We start from the raw sequence: 19,633 nt of genomic DNA, 5'->3' as shown, positions 1-19,633 counted from the left end.
CGCCTGTTGGCGTCTTCCGTCCGTAGTTGCGAATGGCTCAGTCGGCCTTCTTCTTCTGCCCTGGCTCGACCGGCAGGCCGGCAGCCTTCCAGGCTGTGTAGCCGCCAAGGATGTGTTTGACCGGCGCGAGACCCATGTCCTGCGCCGTCTTGGTCGCCAGCGCCGAACGCCAGCCGCCGGCGCAGAAGAAGACGAAGGTCTTGCCGGAGGCGAAGAACGGCTTGTGGTAAGGGCTTTCGGGGTCGATCCAGAATTCGAGCATACCGCGCGTTACATGCTTGGCGCCGGGAATTTTGCCGTCGCGCTCGACCTCGCGGGGGTCGCGCAAATCGACGAAGATGGTGCCGTCATCCTCCAGCAGCCCGGCCGCTTCCTCAGGCGAAACCACCTCGATCTCGGCATTCGCCTCGTCAAGAAGTTCGCGATATCCCTTCTTCACTGCGCATCCTCCAGGCCATGGCTCGCGCCCGCCGGAATTTCGATCACAAAGACCGCTGTTTGTCACGGGCCGATGTTTGTCAGGCGGGAAGGCCGGTCATGGTGGCCCAGGCCGCATGGCGCCGCCAACGCCTGATTGTTACCGAGGCCTCTGAAACCGGGAGCGGCCCTGCCGCATTGTGTCTCACACGGATGTGAAACTGTTCTGCAACACGGTCGCGAAAATTTATGGAAGCTTAACGGAATCAGTATGAATCGGTACAGTCACGCATTACATCCGCCATGCGGAGGGCGGGACCGTCTAGCGGCGCGGAACGGGAAACCGGTTGCAACCGGTGCGGGTGAAGCATGAAAATCCTCGGGAACAAAATGGCCGTCATGCCGATCGCGATCGCGACGGCACTTGCCTTCGGCCAGCAGCCGGCGAGCGCGCAGGGGCTGTTCGACATGCTGTTCGGCGGCGGCATCCGGCACAATTCCCAAGGAGAATTTCCGCCGCCGCCGAAGCCGCGCAAGGTGCAGCCTGGCACAGGCGGTAGCGTCAGGATCAGCAGCCCGACCTACAATACCTACAGGGCCGACAAGCTTGTGCGCGTCGACTTCAAGTCGCTGCTGCCCGCTCCGCCGCCCGCGACTGCGCAAGATGCTGCCTTTGTGCCCTCCGTAACCGGAAGCGCGTTCCGCGACGCGCTGGCGGGCCTGAGCGATTATGAACTCTTTGCCGAGCCCGATATCGCCAAGGCGCTCATCGCCTACTATTCGGCCAATCCGGATTTCATCTGGGTGACAGGGGATGCACCCAACAGCAGGGCGCAGGATGCCGTGCGGGTGCTTGGCGGAGCGGCGAGCTATGGCCTGACGCCTGCCGATTATTCCGTCGATGTTCCTGCGGCGGCCACGAATGCCGCTTTGCCCGAAGCGCGGACCAAGGAACTGGTTCGCTTCGAGATGGCGCTATCGGCGCGCGTGCTGCGCTACGCCCATGACGCCCAGAGCGGCCGAGTCGATCCGAACCGCATGACCGGCTATTACGATTTTCCGGCCAAGCCGCTCGATCTCGAAGGCGTGCTGAAGACGGTGGCGCACACGCAAGAGGTGCGCACCTATCTCGAATCGCGGCACCCGCAGAACCCTGAATATCAGGCGCTGCGCGTCGAGTTGGAGTCGCTCCAGGCAAGCGAGGAGAACGAGATCGTCGTCGATCCGAAGCTGCTCCTGAAGCCCGGTGAAAGCAGCCCGGAACTGCCCAAGCTTTTGACTTTGATCGCGCGCAACCTCGATGACGAGATGGGCGGTGACTTTGGCGAGACCCTCGCCCGGCTCGGCAAGAGCGAGCTTTACGGTCCTGACCTGGTGCCGGTGATCAAGGCGGTGCAGAAGCGGGCCGGCATGAAGGGCGACGGCGTCATCGGCCCGCGCACCGTCGCTTCGCTCGCCGGAACGTCCAAGGCGGACAAGGTCGAGAAGGTCATGGCGGCGCTTGAAGAGCTGCGCTGGCTCCCCTCCGATCTTGGCAGCCCGCGCGTTTTCATCAACCAGCCGGCCTTCACCGCAAGCTACATCGACAACGGCGAGGAGAAGCTGAAGACCCGCGTGGTCATCGGCAAGGTCACCAACCAGACCGCATTTTTCTACAACCAGATCAAGCAGGTCGACTTCCACCCCTATTGGGGCGTGCCGCAGTCGATCATCGTCAACGAGATGCTGCCGAGGCTGCGCAGCGATCCGGGCTATCTGGACCGCGCCGGCTATGAGGTGACGGATTCCAGCGGCAGGCGAGTTCCCTCTGCGGCGGTGGACTGGGGCGCCTACGGTGCCAAAATCCCGTTCAGCGTGCGCCAGCAGCCGAGCGAGGCCAATGCGCTTGGCGAGTTGAAGATCCTCTTCCCCAACAAGCACGCCATCTACATGCACGACACGCCGCAGAAGTCGTTCTTCGGGCGCGACATGCGCGCGCTGAGCCATGGCTGCATCCGCCTGCAGGATCCGCGCGGCATGGCGGCCGCTGTGCTCGGCACGTCGGTCGACGACATCGCCGAGAAGCTGAAGCACGGTCATTCGACCGAGAATGTCACGCGCGTCATCCCGGTCTATGTCGCCTATTTCACCGCTTGGCCGGACATGTCCGGCAAGGTCGAATATTTCGACGACGTCTACGATCGCGATTCGAAGCTGATGCAGGCGCTGGATGCGACCGAAGCGGTGCGCGCACCGTCAACCTAAGCGCTCGATGAGCGGGCGCCTGAAACCGGCGTCACGTCCGGCAATGAGCCAATAAACGAAACCGGCCACCAGCCCGGCCGCGAGGATGATGCCAAGGTCGGCCCAGCGTTCCGGATCGTGCGGCGCGTCCGGCGAGAGCAGCATGAAACCGGCGGCCGCAACCACGCCGCCGAACAGCATATGCAGCCAGAAGCTCCGCAACGAGAAGACCTCGGCGATAAGCGCAAAGATGAGAGTCTGCATGCCGGTCGCCACGATCGTCAGGAAATAGACGAACATGCCAAGCGGCGGCACGACCAGCACGGCGACGGGCGTGAACTGCATCAGCTCGAAATAGCTTGGGGCGTTGGGCAGCGAGCTCAGCGCTGCATAGATCGCGACCAACGCGACCAATCCGACGAGCACCGCGATCAGATAGCCGGCGAGCACCATCAGGATGCGCTTCAGAACGTAGCCAACCATTGCCATGCACCCCCGTGCCCGCAATCATGGCGCGCAGTCAGCCATCAAACGTGCATCGACGCAAGTCTCGGATAGGGAGGCGCCGGCCCAGCTGCGGGCGGCCGTATCAGGCGTTACTTCGGTTCGCCGGTGACCGGATCGTAGGTGATTTCGACCTTGGCCTTGTCGGTCGTGTAATAGGTAACGGTATAGCCGTCGCTGCTCCAGCCGACCTCCTTGATATATTGGAAGTCGCTCCGCTTCTCGACCTTGGTCAGGATTTCCGAGAGCTTCTTGGCATTTTGCGGCGGCAGCGCTTGCGCTTCGGCCGCGAAAGCCGACCCGCCGACAAGGAAAAACGCGATACCGCTTGCCAAAAGAACACCGCGCATGACTGCCCTCAATCTCTCGTGGTGGCATGAACGCGCTGACAACTCGAATCCTGGCCCGTTGGTTCCGCCAACGGGCCGCAACGCCTTGCTCCACAGTTGGTCCGTCACGGCCGGCGCGACCTCTATTCGCGAAAGCTTAAATAAGTAAAACGGCGTGAATCCAACAAGTAAGGAGGCTTCTGCAACATCGGACTTCAGGTAACGAACGACTAACCATGGCTTGCGGCGAAACCGCCTTCCATTAGCTGTTCGTGGTAGAGCTTTTGGCCAGACCCTGTTAGAGTCCCGGACCAACAGGGTGGCAACGGCGCGCCGAGCCTGCCGGGGATCTTCCATCGGCAAACGGCGAAGTTTTTTGGGAGCGGAAGTCGCCTGTTCTGGACCGAAAACAGGGACCGGGGGCTCAACCATGGCTGAACGGAACTATACCCGTCAGCTTGCGACAATCATTTCTATCGACGCCGTTGGTTTTTCGCGGCTGATGGGCATCGACGACGAGCGCGCCGTCGCGGCCTTCGAGGAAAGGCGCGATATCATCACCGACAGTTGCGGCGCCTTTGGCGGCCGCACGTTTGGCGTTGCCGGCGACAGCATCATGGCCGAATTCGGCAATCCAATCGAAGCCTTGCGCGCGGCGTTCGATTTCCAGGACCGGATCATGGCGCTCAATGCCTCGGCCGCGGATGAGATGCGCATGCCGTTCCGGGCCGGGATCAACACCGGAGACGTCATCGTCCGCGAGGGCCGCCTCTATGGCGACGACGTCAACATTGCCGCGCGCCTGCAGGAATTCGCTCCGCATGACGGTCTAGCCATCTCAGAGACGACCTGGCACCACGTGAAGGACAAGACGGCCGCGGTTTTCACCGACCTTGGCGAGTTCATGCTCAAGAACATCGCCCTGCCTGTACGTGTGCTGATCGCCGGACGCGGCGGCAACGGCGCGGCGATTGCTGCGCCCCTGGCCGCCATCCCTACCGCTCCCGTCCATGACAGACTCGCATCGAAGGGCCCGCCGGCAATCGCGGTGCTGCCGTTTCACGGCAGCAACGGAGGCGAGCCTGACGTCGGCTACATGGCCGACGGCATTGCGGAAGACATCATCTACGGCCTGTCCAACACCCGCTGGCTCTCGGTGATCGCGAAGGGCTCCAGCTTCCAGTTTCGCGACGACCAGCTCGGAACCAGGCTCATCGGCAATGCGCTTGGCGCGCGCTACATCGTCGGCGGCACGCTGGCGCGCCACAACGGGCAGATACGCCTCAACGCCTCGCTGACCGACACGTCGAACGGGCGCCTGGTCTGGTCGCAGCGCTTCGACCGCGACCTCATCGACATCTTCAGGCTGCGCGACCAGATCGGCAGCGAGATCGTTTCGATCCTCGACAAGGAGGTCGACCGAGCCGAGCAGGTGCGCACCTTCCAGGTGCCGTGGGAAAGCCTCGAGACCTGGCAGCTGGTGCGGCGAGGCCGCTGGCACATGAACAGGCGCACGCGCAAAGACACCGAGATCGCGCTCGAATTCTTCGAGAAGGCTTACCAGGAAGATCCGAATTCCAGCGCCGTTCTGAACGAGCTGGCATGGTGGTATTTCTGGCGGGCATGGCTGCGCTTCGGCGACAGCGACGACCTGGCCAAGGTCGAAGAATTTGCGCGCAAGTCGCTGTTGATGGACAGCCTCGACGCGCGGCCGCACGCCTATCTCGGGGCTGCCGACATCATGCGCGGCCAGCCGGCATCGGCGGCGGAGCATCTGGCCGAGGCGATCCACATCAATCCGAGCTTTGCCTTCGCCCGCTCGGCAATGGGCAGCGCGCGGCTGCTGCTTGGCGATGCCGCCGGCGCGATCCCGTTCTTCCTGGATACCGAGCGGCTGAGCCCATTCGACCTCTACCGCTTTCACAATCTGGGCGAGCTGGCTGCCGCATACTGTTTGGTCGAGGACTGGCCGGCCGCAATTGCGGTTGCCGATCGCTCGCTCAACCTTTCGCCGGGCTATTTCTACGCCAGGTTCCTCAAAATCGGCGCCTTGATGCGGAGCGGCCGTCTTGAGGAGGCCGAACGCGAACGCGCCATTCTGGCAACCAGGCATCCCGATTTTTCCGAGCAGCGGATTCGCTGGATACCGTTCGTCGATCCTGCGAAGAACAACTTCCTGATCGCGAATTTCGGCCAGGCCAAGTCCATCGCATGATTGCTGGAACCGAACACCGATGATTGTGAAAAAAATCACATACGCCGGACCGAACCAAACCTAGGCCAGACAATAGCCGGCATCGCAGTGACGTGGACAGCCGGGGGGCTCGAGCGCGCATGATCAAGTTGAAGTATTTCGCTGCTGTCCGCGCTGCGCAGAAGAGCCAGCGCCCTGTCGCCGAAATGCCGCCCTTCGATATCGACCGGCTCCGCGCCAAGGCGCTTGCGTCCCGTATCGCCGGCTTCCTTTTCAACGACCCGCGCTGGCTGCTGGCGCTGCTGCGCCGCTTCTGGCCGAACCTGGCCTTCGGCAATTTCCTGCTTGTCACCAAAGGCGTCGATGTGCGCGACATTTTGGAGCGCGGCGACGAGTTCGAGACGCCGTACGGACCGGAAATGGCGGAACTGGCCAGGGGATCGAACTTCATCCTCGGCATGCAGGACGGGGCCGCCTACCGGCAAATGAAATCGGCCGTGCTGAGCGCCTTTCCGCCGGCGGAAGTCGAAGCCGCCGTCAGGCCGATCGCCGAGCGTCATTCGCGCGACGTCATGACCCGGGCCAGCCCCGGCTTCGACGCCATCGGCGGGCTGATGAAGATCGTTCCGGTACGCATCTGTCGCGACTATTTCGGCCTCGAGATCGACGATGAAACCGAATTCGCCGACTGGTCGATCGCGCTCAGCGCGCTGTTCTTTTCCGATCCGACAGCGAGCCCAACGACACGTCAGCTCGCGATCGTCGGCGGCGATCGTCTGATCAAGGTCATCGACCGCTCGATTGCCGCGATCAGGGAAAGGGGAGGGAAGGACGAACGGCCGCTGGCGCGCCTCGTCGCGCTCATGGATCAAGGGCGCCTATCGCAGCCCGATATCCATTCGATCATGCTCGGCATGATTGCCGGCTTCGTTCCGACCAATGTGCTTGCCGGCGGCAATTGCCTGGACGTCATCCTGTCGCGGTCAGATGCAAGGCAGGCTGTCGACGCAGCCATTGCAGCGGGCGATACCGGCAAACTCGATAGGGCGATCCTGGAAGCCATGCGCTTCAAGCCGATCTGGGTCGGCCCGTGGCGCTACACCGCCCGTGACGCGGTCATCGGCCAGGGCACCCGGCGAGAGCGCCTTGTGAAGGCCGGAACGGTCGTCATACCGGCGACCCTTTCCGCCATGTTCGATCCCGAAATCGTGCAAAGGCCAAACGAATTCGACACCTCGCGGCCTCATCGCGATTACATGGTGTTCGGCCACGGCATTCATCTATGCATCGGGGCCGAGATCGCCCGCATTCAGATCGGCGAATGCGTTCGCGCCCTGTTTAGCAAGCCCAAGCTCCGCCGCGCGCGCGGCAGAGCCGGCAAGATGGTCAATGTCGGCGCCTATCCGGCGAGCCTCAAGGTCGATTTCGAGCGCTCGCCGCTTTGCCGCACGGTCGACCAGTCGATGGTAACCGTGGTTTGCCCGATCAGGCGTGCGGTGCCGCTGGATGCCGTGCGCGACAAGGTCGGCGCCCTTGGCAACCCGGCGATAGACGAGGTGGGCGATGCGCTCGACAATGTCGGCACGGTCCATTTCGCCAGTCTGGCTGTCGCCGCCACCGGCAGGGACGAGAAATCGGACCTCGAAACCGGCGCGCTCGTACTCGAAATCTCCGGCGACGGCAGCACCGACGATGTCATCGGTGCCATCACGCAGGCCATGGGCCACCGGCTGCGGCCGATCTTCAGGGCCGTATGCGGTCTGCCCGACGACGCTTCGCTGCACGACTTCCTGAAGAAGCATCACATCGAGATCTCGCCGTCCTTCGGCAGCACGGCAGGGCTGGTTTTTTCCGGAACGCCTGGCCATTCGGTGCGCCGCATCCTGGCCGAGGCAGAGCTCGCCGACAGCGTGCGCGAGATCGTCGAAAAGCCGCGCGCGGGTACTGGCAACGCCCTTGCTGTGCTCACCGAGGCGCGCCGGCATGCCCAGTCGCTAGGACAGTTCGGCTGGGCCTTCGAGCCGGCTGAGAGCCTGCTGGAGCGGCCTCCGGGCCGCTGGTGGCGAGCCTTGACGACGACGCTGCTTGCGCCGGCTGTGCTCGCCACCGTCGCGATCGTCATCCTTGCCTGCTGGCGCATGACCTATGTGCTCGTGTTCGGCAATCCGCACGGTGTCACCTTCACCAACGTCGCAATTGCCGGCACCGCGCTTCTGCTGGCGGTGCTGGGGCTGCTCGCGATAGCCCTGCTGTTCATCGGCTTGTGCTTCCTCAGCCTGCGGCGCCTCGAGGACAAGGACCGGCCGCAGAACACGCCGATCGATCTCGGCGCGCTGGACAGGATACTCGCCAATGAGGACCACTGCGCGCAAAACCATCTCACCGCGATATCGACGATGAAGGCCGGCACCTTGCGGCGGCTGGCGCTAAGGCTTTCCTTCTACCTGATCTCGATATCGGCGCAGAAGGTGTTCAAGCCGGGGTTCCTCGCCACCATAAACACCATTCACTTCGCCCGCTGGGTGCTGCTGCCGGGCACCGACAAGCTGATGTTCTTCTCCAACTATGGCGGCAGCTGGGAAAGCTATCTCGAGGACTTCATCGCCAAGGCCTCCGAGGGCCTGACCGGCGTATGGAGCAACACGGAAGGCTACCCGCGCACGCGTTGGCTCTTCCTCGACGGCGCGCGCGACGGGGACCGCTTCAAGCGCTGGGCGCGGCGTCAGCAGGTGCCGACGCTGTTCTGGTACTCTGCCTATCCGCATCTCAACACCACTCGCATCCGTATCAACTCCAGGATCCGGCGCGGCATTGCTTCCGCCACCGGCAGCGAGGCCCGGAACTGGGTGAGCCTGTTCGGCTCGCTGCAGCGGCCGCAGGCAAGGCCGGCTGCAACCGTCGGCCGTGAACCGGCGCCTTCGCCCGCGGAAGAACTGGAAGCCGGCGAGATCCAATCCATTTTCTTCGGCCCGTTCGGCGCGCTTGGCCACGCGCATATGCTGGCGATCCGGGTGCCGGAAGAACTGCCGGCGATGCAACGGAGAGCGTGGCTGGACTTCGTCATCGACAAGACCAGTTTCGGCGACGGCGTGCCGGCCGGACGCGCCATGACGGTGGCGTTCGGTCCCGACGGTTTGCGCCGTCTCGGGCTGAAGGGCGGCGTCGACGACGATCCGCTCGACACATTCCCAGCTGCCTTTCGCCACGGCATGGGCAATCCAGAGCGCAGCCGCATCCTCGACGACACCGGCCCCGATGCGCCTGACAAATGGCAGTGGGGTTCGGCCACGGCGCCGGTCGACGCAGTCGTCATCTGCTACGCCGCGGAGCCGGCGGTACTGAAGGGGGAGGTTGCGGCCGCGAAGCGAAGGACGACAGGCGCAGGGATGAAGATCGTTGCCGAATTGCCGCTTGTCGTGAACCGCGAGCCAAAGAAGGACGGTGGGACAACGCAACATGGCGGCAACCACGGCAAGCCGGAGCGCGCCCGCGCCTACGAGCATTTCGGCTTTGCCGACGGCGTCTCGCAGCCGATCGTCAGGGGTACGTCGCGCGCCAGCAAGGGTGCCGCGCCGATGCACCTGGTCGCGCCGGGCGAGTTCCTGTTCGGCTATCGCGACGAGCATGGGTTCTATCCAGCCTCGCCCTCCGTCCGGGCAGCACAGGATCGGACCGGCATCCTGTCTCAGGTGCGGCGCAACCGGCAGATCCCCGGTCAGCCCCCGCCGCCGCGCGATTTCGGCCGCAACGGCTCGTTCCTGGTCGTGCGCCAGTTCGAGCAGCATGTCGAGTTGTTCGATGACTACTGCAAGCATGCCGCCGCGCGGGCTGCGCGCGAGACCGGCGACAACGCCATCACGCCGCGCTGGGTCGCGGCCAAGATGCTCGGCCGCTGGCAGGACGGCAGTTCGCTGGTGCGCAACCCCGATGGCCGCCCGGGTCGTGGCGTCGACAACGACTTCGGGCTCGGCGCCGAGGACCCGCAGGGGCATCGCTGTCCGCTCGGCTCCCATATACGCCGTTCCAATCCGCGCGACTCGCTTGGCGAGGATCGCGAGACGCAGATCAGGATCGGCAAGCGCCACCGCATCCTGCGCGTCGGCCGCACCTATGAGAAGAAGGACCGCAGCGGGAAGGTCGAGAAGGGGCTTCTCTTCATGTGCCTCAACGCCGACATCGAACGCCAATACGAGTTCATTCAGCAGACGTGGGTCTCGTCGAGCTCGTTCCAAGGCCTTGTCGGTGAAAAGGATCCGACGATCGGCGCGCGCGACGGCGGCGGCCGGTTCTCGATTCCGTCCTGGGAAAAGGTGACGGTGCTCAGGGACATGCCGCAATTCGTCACCACGAAAGGCGGCGGCTACTTCTTCATGCCGAGCCGGTCCGCGCTGCGCTACCTGATTTCGCGGCTCTGATTCGGGTCAGAATCGTTCAGTCGTCGTCCTGCGAAGCGGCGATGTGGTTCAGCGCGGCGGCATTGGTGATGCGCAGCCCGCCGCGTTTGATGTCGATCATGTGCCGGTTGCGCCAGTCGTTGAGCGTCTTGTTGACCGACTCGCGCGTCGCGCCGAGGAATTCGCCGAGTTCCGATTGCGAAATCGGGATCCAGCCGGCGGGGTCGGCCATGACGCCGCTGAGGAACACCAGCCGTTTCGCCAGCCGGGCCTCGATGCCGAAGAAGGCCTGGTCGCCGAGTTCGCCGCTGACCCAGCGCAGCCGCGTGCACAACAGCTCGATCATGGCGCGCGCCAGCGGTGGATTTTTTTCAATGCGATCAAATAGTTGCGCGCGACTGAGGGAAACCAGCTCGCATGCGGTGAGACAGATGGCGGTTGCCGTGCGCGGGCGTCCGTCGAGCGCGCCGATCTCGCCGATCAGGCTGCGCGACAGCTCGATATTGGCCACCAGCTTCTGCCCGCCCGGTGAATAGAGCGAAATCTCGACCGTGCCGCTCATCACGCCGTAGATGCGGTCGGATGCGTCCTCCTGGACGAACAGGTGCTGACCGGCGGCATAACGTTCGACCTTGCAGCCGCCGAACAGCAAATCGAACTGGCGCGGATCGATCCGCGCCAGACGCGGCAGGGTGCTCCTGTCGTCTGTGCTGGCTGTGGACATGATGCGGTTCCGCCTCTCGTTGAGCGGAAATTGTATGACAAGTGCATGCCCGATCAAGGCCTGTCTCCTTTCGTGCGATTGCGGCAACACACGACGGCCTTTGTAGATCGGGCGCCAAACGTGCGCTGCCGGCACTCAAATTGTCCGGCAACTGTCCCTTGCAGCGGGAAACCGGAGCGCGCTGGCGGACGCGGACCGAACTACGAAACGCCGTTCGCGCGCGTGGCGGGAGGTGACCGACGCGCGCGAACAGCAAATCTGAAAATGGCTAGGTGATCGAAACTCCCTGCCGAGCTTTCAGGTCCGGAGGCCGTTGGAGCCCATGCATCAGTGCCACCCGGTGCGATATCTGTGCGCGAGGCCTCCGCGGCGTATGTGAAGGCGATCACAGAAGCGTCGCCTGTCCAGCAGCGGCTTGCCGCCGCCCTGCATGGACCAGTCCGACGACCCCGACCGACGAACTCAGCGCCTTCGAACGAAATGTCGGCGACAAGGGCAGCGGCCCGGTTGTCGGCACCCGCCGCAGCAGGCACCATATTGCGGCAGTGCTTCAAAAGGCAATTGCGGAAAATCGAAAACCGATCTATGGAGCGCGCGGCTGATTGAGGGCGGCCATCATCCTATTTGCATAGGTTCGCTGCCCCATGCCCGATAACTTCTCGCGTGTAATCGCATTTCTTGCCGTGGTTATGGCCCTGCTGTTTGCCGGGCTGCATTTCCAACAGGGCAACATCATAGCCACGCTCTACTTCATGACCGGCGCCATTCTGGTGACGGGAGTAACGCATTTGAATGTGCGCCGAGGCCTGATCTAAGCGGCCTCCCGGACGCGAGCTGCCCCGCTGCACGAAATCGAAGAGGTTCATCGCGGCCGGATCATCCAACTTTCGGTAAGTTGGATGGTGGGCGATGCAGGGATTGAACCTGCGACCCCACCCGTGTGAAGGGTGTGCTCTCCCGCTGAGCTAATCGCCCGCTCGTTGCCCGAAGGCCGAAGCGAGCCGCGATATAAGGGAGGCGGGTGCGCGAAGTCAAGGCAATGTGCCGACGTTATCCTGCGGACCGATTTCGGGTTCCTGCCGGCTCGATCTGGGCAGGCGCTCAGCGCGCCGCCGCGATCAGACGCTGGGCCAATTCCGGCGTCAGCGTGTCGAAATGCGAGATCACCAACGTCGGTTCGAACTCGCGCACATGACGATCCGTATAGCCGAAATCGACAGCCACCACCGGAATACCGGCCGCCTTGGCGGTGTCGATGTCGGTCCGCGAATCGCCGACCATCAGGGCGTTGTGCGGATCGCCGCCAGCCAGTTTGATGGTTTCGGTCAGATGGCGCGGGTCGGGTTTGCGGAAGGCAAAAGTGTCCTGGCCGCAGATCGCGGCAAAGTATTTGTCGAGACCGAGCGCGCCGATCAGCGTCGCCGAATTCGCTTCATACTTGTTGGTGCAAACCGCCATCAGATAACCGGCGGCCTGGAAGTGGTCGAGAGCCGCGACCACGCCGGGATAGGGGCGGGACTTGCCTGGGATGTTGATCGTGTAGTGGTCCAGGAAAAGCTTCAGCAGCCGGTCGTGCTCTTCCGCCATCAGCGCCTTGTTTTGCGCCGCATGCGCGCGTTCGATCATCACGCGGCCGCCGTGGCCGACGTAGCGCTTGAAGCCGGCTTGGTCGACCGCGGCAAGCTCCGCGGCCGCCAGGCTGTGGTTGAGGCTGTCGAGCAGATCCGGCGCAGTGTCGATGAGCGTCCCGTCGAGGTCGAACACGATGATCGGTCGGGTCATGGCCAGTCCTGAGTAATTGAGGTTCCGCAGCCGATACAAGCTGGGCGGTGGTCAAGCAAGCCGCCTCCATCGGTCCACAGGCAGAGCCTTTGACGGGACAGGCAAAAATGCTAGGAGGCGCGCCAAACCATGGAAACCGGGGACAGGAGCGGCATGGACGCAAGGCAGATGAAGGTCGAGGCCGCGCGTGCAGCGCTCGCCCATGTCAGCAGCGGCATGCGGCTCGGCATCGGCACGGGCACGACCGCCGACGAGTTCGTCCGGCTGCTCGCCGAAAAGGTCGCGACCGGCCTCAGCGTCATCGGCGTGCCCACATCCGAGCGCACCGCGGCACTCTGCCGCGAGCTTGGCGTGCCGCTGTCGACGCTCGAGGAAACGCCGGAGCTCGACCTCACCATCGACGGCGCCGACGAGATCGATCCCGCGCTGACGTTGATCAAGGGCGGCGGCGGGGCGCTGCTGCGCGAGAAGATCGTCGCGGCGGCGTCGCAGCGCATGATCGTGATTGCCGACCAGTCCAAGATGGTCGAGACGCTCGGCCGTTTCCCGCTGCCGATCGAGGTCAACAAGTTCGGCCTGCGCGCCACCGAGATCGCGGTCGGCGCGGCGGCGGCAAGCCTCGGCCTTGCCGGCCCCGTGACATTGAGGATGACGGGGGAGCAGCCATTTGTTACAGACGGCGGCCACTTTATCCTCGATGCATCTTTTGGCCGCATTCCGGATACAAGAGCGCTTTCGAATGCTCTCTTCGCCATTCCAGGCGTCGTCGAGCACGGTCTATTCATCGGGCTGGTGTCAACCGCCGTCATCGCCGGCGGCGACGGCATCCAAACCGTCCATGCCGCCCGAAAACCAGGGAGTTCTATCGACCATGATGTTGCATAAACGGGTTCGCCGCTTTTCGACCATTCTGGCGGCCTCAGCGGTGCTTGCGCTGTCCTCGCCGGCGTTTTCGCAGGATATCAGCGAATCGCATCTGAAGGCCGCACGGGCCGCAGTTGCGGCTATCCACGCTACCGACCCGTTCGACAATATCCTGCCGCAGGCGGCGGCCGCGCTTGAGAACCAGCTGATCCAGAAGAACCCCGACATGCAGGAACTGATCGGCAAGACGGTCACCGAAAAGGCCATGGGCTTGGCGGCGCGCCGCGCCGACCTGGAGAAGGAGGCGGCGCTCGCCTACGCCAAGGTGTTTTCCGAAAAGGACCTCAACGATATCGCCACTTTCTACAGCTCGGAAGCCGGCAAGAAGCTGCTCGACAGCGGCCCGGCGGTCACGCGCGACCTGGTGAAGGCGGCCGACATTTGGCAGAACGGGGTCGCCCGCGACCTCGCCCAGCAGGTCGGCGAAACGCTCGCCGCCGCCGCAAAGGCCGCGGCTCCGGCCAAGCCTGCGAAGGATGCGACCGCTCCTGCCGACGGCTCCGCTCCTGCCGATAATTCGGCGCCTGCAGACGACCAGGCTCCTGCCGACAACTCGGCTCCTGCCGACAATTCGCAGAACTGATCCGTTTCAAGCGGCCGACGGCCGACTTGACCAGAAGAGCCCGGATTTCCGGGCTTTTCTTTTGCCTGCTGTCCGCCTACCTGTGACACACTTCCATTGCGCAGGAGTCCTTTCGATGGCCGGTTACGACTATGATCTCTTCGTCATCGGCGGCGGCTCCGGCGGGGTGAGGGCGGCCCGTGTGGCTGCCTCGCTCGGCAAGCGCGTCGCCATTGCCGAGGAGTATCGCTATGGCGGTACTTGCGTCATCCGCGGCTGCGTGCCGAAGAAACTTTATGTCTATGCCTCGCAATTCCCCGAACATTTCGCCGATGCCGCCGGCTATGGCTGGATGGTGCCCGAGGCAAGCTTCGACTGGCCGACGCTGGTCGCCAACAAGGACAAGGAGATCGCCAGGCTGGAGGCGATCTACAAGAGGAATGTCGAAGGTGCGGGCGGCGAGGCCTTCCACTCGCGCGCCGTGCTGGTCGATCCGCATTCCGTCTATCTCACTGCCGAAGACCGCACCGTCAGCGCCGACCAGATCCTGATCGCCACGGGCGGCCGTCCGGCTCCGCACCCGGCGCTTTCCGGCCACGAATATTGCATCTTCTCCAACGAAGCCTTCGATCTCAAGGAATTGCCGAAGGCGATCATGATCGAGGGCGGCGGCTATATCGCCGTCGAATTCGCCAACATCTTTCATGGACTGGGCGTCGACACCACGCTGGTCTACCGTGGCCAAGAAATTCTTTCGCGCTTCGATATGGACCTTCGCCGCTCGCTGCACGAGACAATGGAGAAGAAGGGGATCAGGATCCTCTGCCGTTCGATCTCGGAATGGGTGCGCAAGACCGCTGAGGGCAGACTGGACGTGCTGCTCTCCAGTGGCCAGACGCTGACCGTCGACCAGGTCATGCTGGCGATCGGCCGCATCCCGAACACGGAGAATATGGGACTCGAAGGCATCGGCATGGAGCTCGGCAAGACCGGCGCGATCATCGTCGATGAATTTTCCCGCACCAGCATCGACAATATCTGGGCGATCGGCGACGTCACCCACCGCGTGCAACTGACGCCGGTGGCCATCCACGAAGCGATGTGTTTCATCGAGACAGCCTTCAAAGGCAATCCGACAGCGCCAGACCATGATACCATTCCGACGGCCGTGTTTTCGCAGCCCGAGATCGGCACCGTTGGCCTATCCGAGGACGAGGCCGTCAAGCGCTTCCCCGACATCGAGATCTATCGCGCGTCTTTCCGTCCCATGCGGCACACGCTGTCGGGCCGTGACGAAAAGATGCTGATGAAGCTGGTGGTCGACGGCGCGTCGCGGAAAGTGCTCGGCGCCCATATCCTGGGACCGGACGCCGGCGAGATGGCGCAGCTGCTCGGCATTCCGCTGAAGGCGGGGCTGAGCAAGGACGATTTCGACCGCACCATGGCCGTCCACCCGACAGCGGCGGAGGAGCTGGTCACCATGTACAAGCCGACCTATCGCGTGAAGAACGGGGAGCGGGTTTGAAGCCAAGCCGGGAAGGCGCTGCCGGCCATGCCGGCGGCGCGAAGCTTCTTGGCTAGAGGAGCGTGCCGCGCAGGATCACCAGAGACACCGAGAAATAGATCACCAGCCCGGTGACATCGACCAGCGTGGCGACGAACGGTGCCGAGGCGCTTGCCGGATCGAAGCCGATGCGCTTCAGCGCGAAAGGCAGCATCGATCCCGACAGCGAGCCGAAGGTCACGATGCCGACCAGCGCCGCGCCAACCGTTGCCGCGATCAGCATCCAATGCGGGCCATAGTCGTAGAAGCCGAAATACTGCCAGAGCGCGATGCGGCAGATGCCGACTATGCCGAGGATCGAGCCGAGCACCAAACCGGTCGGCAGCTCGCGCAAGGCGACACGCCACCAGTCGCGAAGGCCGATCTCGCGCAGTGCCAGCGCGCGGATGACGAGCGAGGTCGCCTGCGAGCCGGAATTGCCGCCCGAGCTCATGATCAGCGGGATGAAGAGGGTGAGCACGATCGCCTTCTCCAACTCGCCCTCGTAGCTCTGCATGGCGTTCGCCGTGAGCATCTCGCTGAGGAACAGTGCGCATAGCCAGCCGGCCCGCTTCTGGATGATGGCGAGAAAGCCCATCTTCATATAGGGCTCGTCCAGCGCCTCCATGCCGCCGAAACGATGAACGTCTTCGGTCGTTTCCTCGACCATGGTGTCGATGATGTCGTCGATGGTGACGATGCCGAGGATCTTGCCGTGATCCACAACCGGCAGGGCGAGCAGATCGTATTTGGAGATCGTCTGCGCCAGCGTTTCGCGATCGGTCAGCGGCGTGACCGTGACCGGCATGCGATCCGGCGCCACCGACAGGATCGAGTCCAGAGGCTCGCCGGTGATCAGCCGGCGCAAGCCCGTCGCCCGCAGCAGGAGCTGCGTCTCCTTGTCGGTGATGTAAATCGCATAGACGGTCTCGCGCGTGCGCTCGACTTTGCGGATGTGGTCGAGCGTGCGGCCGACGGTCCAGTCCGAAGGCACGCTGACGAACTCGGTCGTCATGATCGAGGCGGCGCTGCCTTCGGGATAACCGAGAATCGAAAGCAGCGTCGCGCGCAGCGGTGGGGCAAGCGCGCCAAGCAGTTCCGAGCGCGGTGGCTCATCGAGCTCGCGCAGGATGTCGGCTGCGCGGTCGACCGACATGGCGGTGAGCAGCTTGCCTGCTTTAGCGCGCGGCAGCGCTGCTGCGAGTTCCGGCGCGCTTTCGAGCTCCGGCTGGTCGAAGATTTCGACCAGCCGCTCGAACGGCACCGCGCAGAGCAGCTCGATGGCGGTCTCGCGAGGCTCGCGGTTGAGGGCTTCGACGACGTCGGCGGCGTGGTCATTGGCAAGAACGCGGGCAACGGCGACCGCTTCGTCGTCCAATACGGATGCGAATTCATTCATGGCTCACTCCTTGCCGTCCGGCAGGACGTGAGCCGTCAGGTCACGTCAAGGCGGACGGCGGTTGCGTTCGACTGTGACTGTCGCCAGGCATGGCGGGTTTGACCTTTCTGTTCGCGGGGTAGCGCATGACTCCCCCAAAAAATCGGCTCCGATTTTCGGAAAGGATCATGCGCAATTCTAAGATTCTACAGCGTCCTTTACGCGTCCGAAGGGCGCGTGGCGCTGTAGGTTTCAAATCTGCGAGCGGGCGCAACATAGGAGCGCGTTTTGCCGAGTCAATCGCGAAAAGCGCCGAAAATGAGCGAAGCATTGCCGGATCGCGAGACTGTGATCGACAGTGGCCGCTGCCGAGGCGACGGACCAGGGCTTGGGCTGATTGCTATTTCTGCTTGAGCCGCCGGAAGCGCAACCATTTGTCCTCGGCCGGCCGGGGCTGGGCGAGGATCGTCGTGAGCTCGCGCGGCAGAGCGGGAGCGAGCGGCTTCTTGGTCGCGACGCCATCGGAGATCGCCACGACGCTATGATAGAATTCCTCTCCGGAAAGCGACCGCGGCGGAACGGCCTCGTGCATCACGCTGATCACGGTTACATCGGGGCAATTGACCTTGATCGCTTCGTGGAAGGCGATCTTGCCTTCGGGGTCGAGCGCGCCGGTCGCTTCGTCGAGGAAGAGCAGTCCCGGCTGCTGCAGGATGATGCGGGCTACCACCAGCTTCTGCTTCTGCCCGCCCGACAGGACCTGATCCCAGAGCTTGCCTTCGCGGCTCTCATCGGCCAGGTGGCCGATGAATTCGCCGAGCCCGGCCTTGTGCAGGGCGGCCGCCACCAGCACGTCGGTGTGATCGTTTTCCGAACCCGGCAGACAGACGAGCTGCTTCAGCGAGACCTGCTGCAGCTTGACCTCCTGGGCGGCATAGAAGCTCGTCACCCCTTCCGGGAACACGATGGTGCCGCGGCCATAGGGCCACAGACCATTGATTGCCTTGATCAGCGAGGTCTTGCCGCAGCCGGACTCACCCTTGAGGAATGTCCACTCGCCGCGGCGGAAGCGCAGGTTGGCGGCGCTCAGGAAGGGCGTTGCGTCCTCGCCCTGATGCGCCAGCTCCAGCTTCTGGATGGTCAGGCCGAAGACGGGATTTTGCGTGGCATAGCTGAAGTCCGAGCGGCCGGTCTGGCGATAGAATTCCTGCGGCTGCTGGACGTTCTCGATGGCGCTGGCGAGCTCGGTTACACGCTGGCTGTTGGCCCTAAGCGTGGCGATCGCGGGCATGACATGGATGAACCACGAACACTGGCTGATCAGCTGCGCGACCATTTCAGAGCCGGTTATGTAGCCCTTGAGATCGAAGCCGTTGTGAATGAAGGGCACGAGACCGGGTCCGTAGGAAACGATGCGGGCGCCGATGAAATTGTAGATCAGCTCGAACGACATGTAGCTGGTGTTGACGACGTTCAGCCGCCCCCAGGTCTTGTCGATGTCGACATAGAGCTTGTCGTGCATCGTCTTCTGCACATCCTCGCCGTGTGAGGCGGCGACGTGGAAGCTGCGGCGCAGGAAGGTCGTCAATTCGCTGCGATAACTGCCTTCGGCCTGTTGCATGCGGATGTTGAGACGTTCGAGCAGGCCGCCGAGCTTCACCGCAATCCAGGTGTTGAGCGGCACGTAGGTCGCGACCGCCAGAAAGGCCAGCACGGCACTGCCGTAGCTGCCGAGGAACTCCAGCCCTTTGACCTCCACCGAGGCCCCGATCAAATTCTCGCCGACGAAATAAAGCGACGTCGCCACGCCCAGCACGCCCATGGCGAGGCCGATGGCGCCGCCCGTCATGTCCTTGATCGATTCCTGGATGCGCTGGTCGATGTTGTCGGGAGCGACGATACCGCCGGCAACCGAGCCATGCTGGGCATGGAAATGGGTATGGTTGCCGTCGAGCAGCGCCCGGTTGAATTGGCTGTTCAGCCAGCCCCGCCATTTGCGATGCAAGGTTGCGGAAACGAGATTGCGCACTCCGGTGAAGCCGGCGTCCTTGAGCACGACCAACAGCACCAAAATACCGGCATTGGTCAGAAGCGTCTGGAGCGGATTGATATTGGCGGCGTCGTGGAAGAAGGCTATCGAATTCACCAGCTCGCCCGATGCCATGGCAAACCACACGCCGGCCTTGCTGGAGAGCGCTGTCAGCAGCGCGATGACGAGGGTGAGGGTCCAGGCTTCCTTCCACCGGTCGGAGAACCAGTAGGCTCGCATCAGCCCCCAGAATGTGCGCATCGACGATACCGGCGTCAGGGGCGAGGGCCTTGCCGCCTCGCTGGATGTTTGCTCCGGTACTGTACGTCGCGGTCTACCGACCCGAATCACGATCCCGCCCGAACCTTTCCTGTTTTGTTACACATGGTAACACCAATTGATCATTTTCCATTAATTTTCTTCCTCCGAATGGGAACAGGGTTACCGGCCGTGGCATGAACGCAACAGAAAAGCTTTGCCGGCTGATATCTATCGGAGGGGAATTCGTGTTTTGGTTCAGCCGGTTGGGAACAGAGTTTCGGCTGGAAAGGACTTTCCCCAGGGGAAGCCAAAAACACGGTTTTGTGAAGGAATATTCAGCCCGATGCGCGGCCGGTCCATGGTTGAAGG

The 19,633-nt window shown here is 63.3% G+C and carries 14 protein-coding genes and 1 tRNA gene; 7 read left to right on the top strand and 8 right to left on the bottom strand.

Annotation, left to right across the window (positions count from 1 at the left end):
• Positions 1 to 37: 37 nt before the first annotated feature.
• A complete protein-coding gene (locus tag P9254_RS00820) occupies positions 38 to 439 on the bottom strand; it encodes a rhodanese-like domain-containing protein (RefSeq protein ID WP_066989852.1) in 402 nt (133 codons plus the stop codon).
• Positions 440 to 786: 347 nt separating this feature from the next.
• Here P9254_RS00820 and P9254_RS00815 point away from each other — a divergent pair, with 347 nt between their 5' ends.
• Positions 787 to 2,661, top strand: a complete 1,875-nt coding sequence (locus P9254_RS00815) for a L,D-transpeptidase family protein (protein WP_278055752.1) — start codon at positions 787 to 789, stop codon at positions 2,659 to 2,661.
• Here the strand turns inward: P9254_RS00815 and P9254_RS00810 are convergent.
• Both P9254_RS00810 and P9254_RS00805 read right to left on the bottom strand, forming a co-directional pair.
• The gene (locus P9254_RS00810; protein ID WP_405023122.1) at positions 2,653 to 3,123 is read right to left on the bottom strand and encodes a hypothetical protein; all 471 of its coding nucleotides are present in this window, start codon (positions 3,121 to 3,123) and stop codon (positions 2,653 to 2,655) included. The genes P9254_RS00815 and P9254_RS00810 overlap by 9 nt on opposite strands.
• Positions 3,124 to 3,236: 113 nt before the next feature.
• Complete coding sequence (locus P9254_RS00805) at positions 3,237 to 3,494, bottom strand: PepSY domain-containing protein (RefSeq protein ID WP_066989847.1); 258 nt, start codon at positions 3,492 to 3,494, stop codon at positions 3,237 to 3,239.
• A gap of 409 nt (positions 3,495 to 3,903) precedes the next feature.
• Between P9254_RS00805 and P9254_RS00800 the strand changes: the two genes are divergently transcribed.
• Both P9254_RS00800 and P9254_RS00795 read left to right on the top strand, forming a co-directional pair.
• Entirely contained in the window at positions 3,904 to 5,688 is a 1,785-nt protein-coding gene (locus tag P9254_RS00800; protein ID WP_278055755.1) for an adenylate/guanylate cyclase domain-containing protein, read from the top strand.
• Between the two features lie 119 nt (positions 5,689 to 5,807).
• Complete coding sequence (locus tag P9254_RS00795) at positions 5,808 to 10,082, top strand: cytochrome P450 (protein WP_278055757.1); 4,275 nt, start codon at positions 5,808 to 5,810, stop codon at positions 10,080 to 10,082.
• A 16-nt stretch (positions 10,083 to 10,098) separates the two neighbouring features.
• On the opposite strand, the gene P9254_RS00790 is transcribed toward P9254_RS00795, so the two are convergent.
• Positions 10,099 to 10,785: a Crp/Fnr family transcriptional regulator gene (locus P9254_RS00790; protein WP_278055759.1), complete on the bottom strand. Its 687-nt coding sequence runs from the start codon at positions 10,783 to 10,785 to the stop codon at positions 10,099 to 10,101.
• Positions 10,786 to 11,429: 644 nt separating this feature from the next.
• On the opposite strand from P9254_RS00790, the gene P9254_RS00785 reads away from it, so the two are divergent.
• The gene (locus P9254_RS00785; RefSeq protein ID WP_164750822.1) at positions 11,430 to 11,600 is read left to right on the top strand and encodes a hypothetical protein; all 171 of its coding nucleotides are present in this window, start codon (positions 11,430 to 11,432) and stop codon (positions 11,598 to 11,600) included.
• Between the two features lie 85 nt (positions 11,601 to 11,685).
• Here P9254_RS00785 and P9254_RS00780 read toward each other — a convergent pair.
• Positions 11,686 to 11,760: transfer RNA gene (locus tag P9254_RS00780), tRNA-Val, on the bottom strand.
• 126 nt (positions 11,761 to 11,886) lie between these two features.
• Complete coding sequence (locus P9254_RS00775) at positions 11,887 to 12,567, bottom strand: phosphoglycolate phosphatase (protein ID WP_278055763.1); 681 nt, start codon at positions 12,565 to 12,567, stop codon at positions 11,887 to 11,889.
• Positions 12,568 to 12,720: 153 nt separating this feature from the next.
• Here P9254_RS00775 and rpiA point away from each other — a divergent pair, with 153 nt between their 5' ends.
• From rpiA to gor, 3 genes are all read left to right on the top strand, one after another.
• A complete protein-coding gene (gene rpiA, locus P9254_RS00770) occupies positions 12,721 to 13,452 on the top strand; it encodes a ribose-5-phosphate isomerase RpiA (RefSeq protein WP_278056088.1) in 732 nt (243 codons plus the stop codon).
• Positions 13,439 to 14,074: a DUF2059 domain-containing protein gene (locus P9254_RS00765; protein WP_067320036.1), complete on the top strand. Its 636-nt coding sequence runs from the start codon at positions 13,439 to 13,441 to the stop codon at positions 14,072 to 14,074. Before rpiA ends, P9254_RS00765 begins: the two co-directional genes overlap by 14 nt.
• A 115-nt stretch (positions 14,075 to 14,189) precedes the next feature.
• Positions 14,190 to 15,578 carry a glutathione-disulfide reductase gene (gor, locus tag P9254_RS00760; RefSeq protein WP_127248245.1) on the top strand — a complete coding sequence of 463 codons (1,389 nt, stop codon included), beginning with the start codon at positions 14,190 to 14,192 and terminating at the stop codon, positions 15,576 to 15,578.
• Positions 15,579 to 15,630: 52 nt separating this feature from the next.
• On the opposite strand, the gene mgtE is transcribed toward gor, so the two are convergent.
• Both mgtE and P9254_RS00750 read right to left on the bottom strand, forming a co-directional pair.
• On the bottom strand, positions 15,631 to 16,995 hold the full coding sequence (gene mgtE / locus P9254_RS00755) for a magnesium transporter (RefSeq protein WP_278055766.1): 1,365 nt from the start codon (positions 16,993 to 16,995) through the stop codon (positions 15,631 to 15,633).
• A 379-nt stretch (positions 16,996 to 17,374) separates the two neighbouring features.
• Positions 17,375 to 19,264: an ABC transporter ATP-binding protein/permease gene (locus P9254_RS00750; RefSeq protein WP_066989828.1), complete on the bottom strand. Its 1,890-nt coding sequence runs from the start codon at positions 19,262 to 19,264 to the stop codon at positions 17,375 to 17,377.
• Positions 19,265 to 19,633 lie beyond the last annotated feature (369 nt).

The organism is Mesorhizobium sp. WSM4983 (assembly GCF_029625765.1).
Taxonomy (GTDB): Bacteria; Pseudomonadota; Alphaproteobacteria; order Rhizobiales; family Rhizobiaceae; genus Mesorhizobium.
The sequence above is the reverse complement of the archived record's forward strand: the minus strand, read 5'-3'. Positions and strand labels throughout refer to the sequence as shown.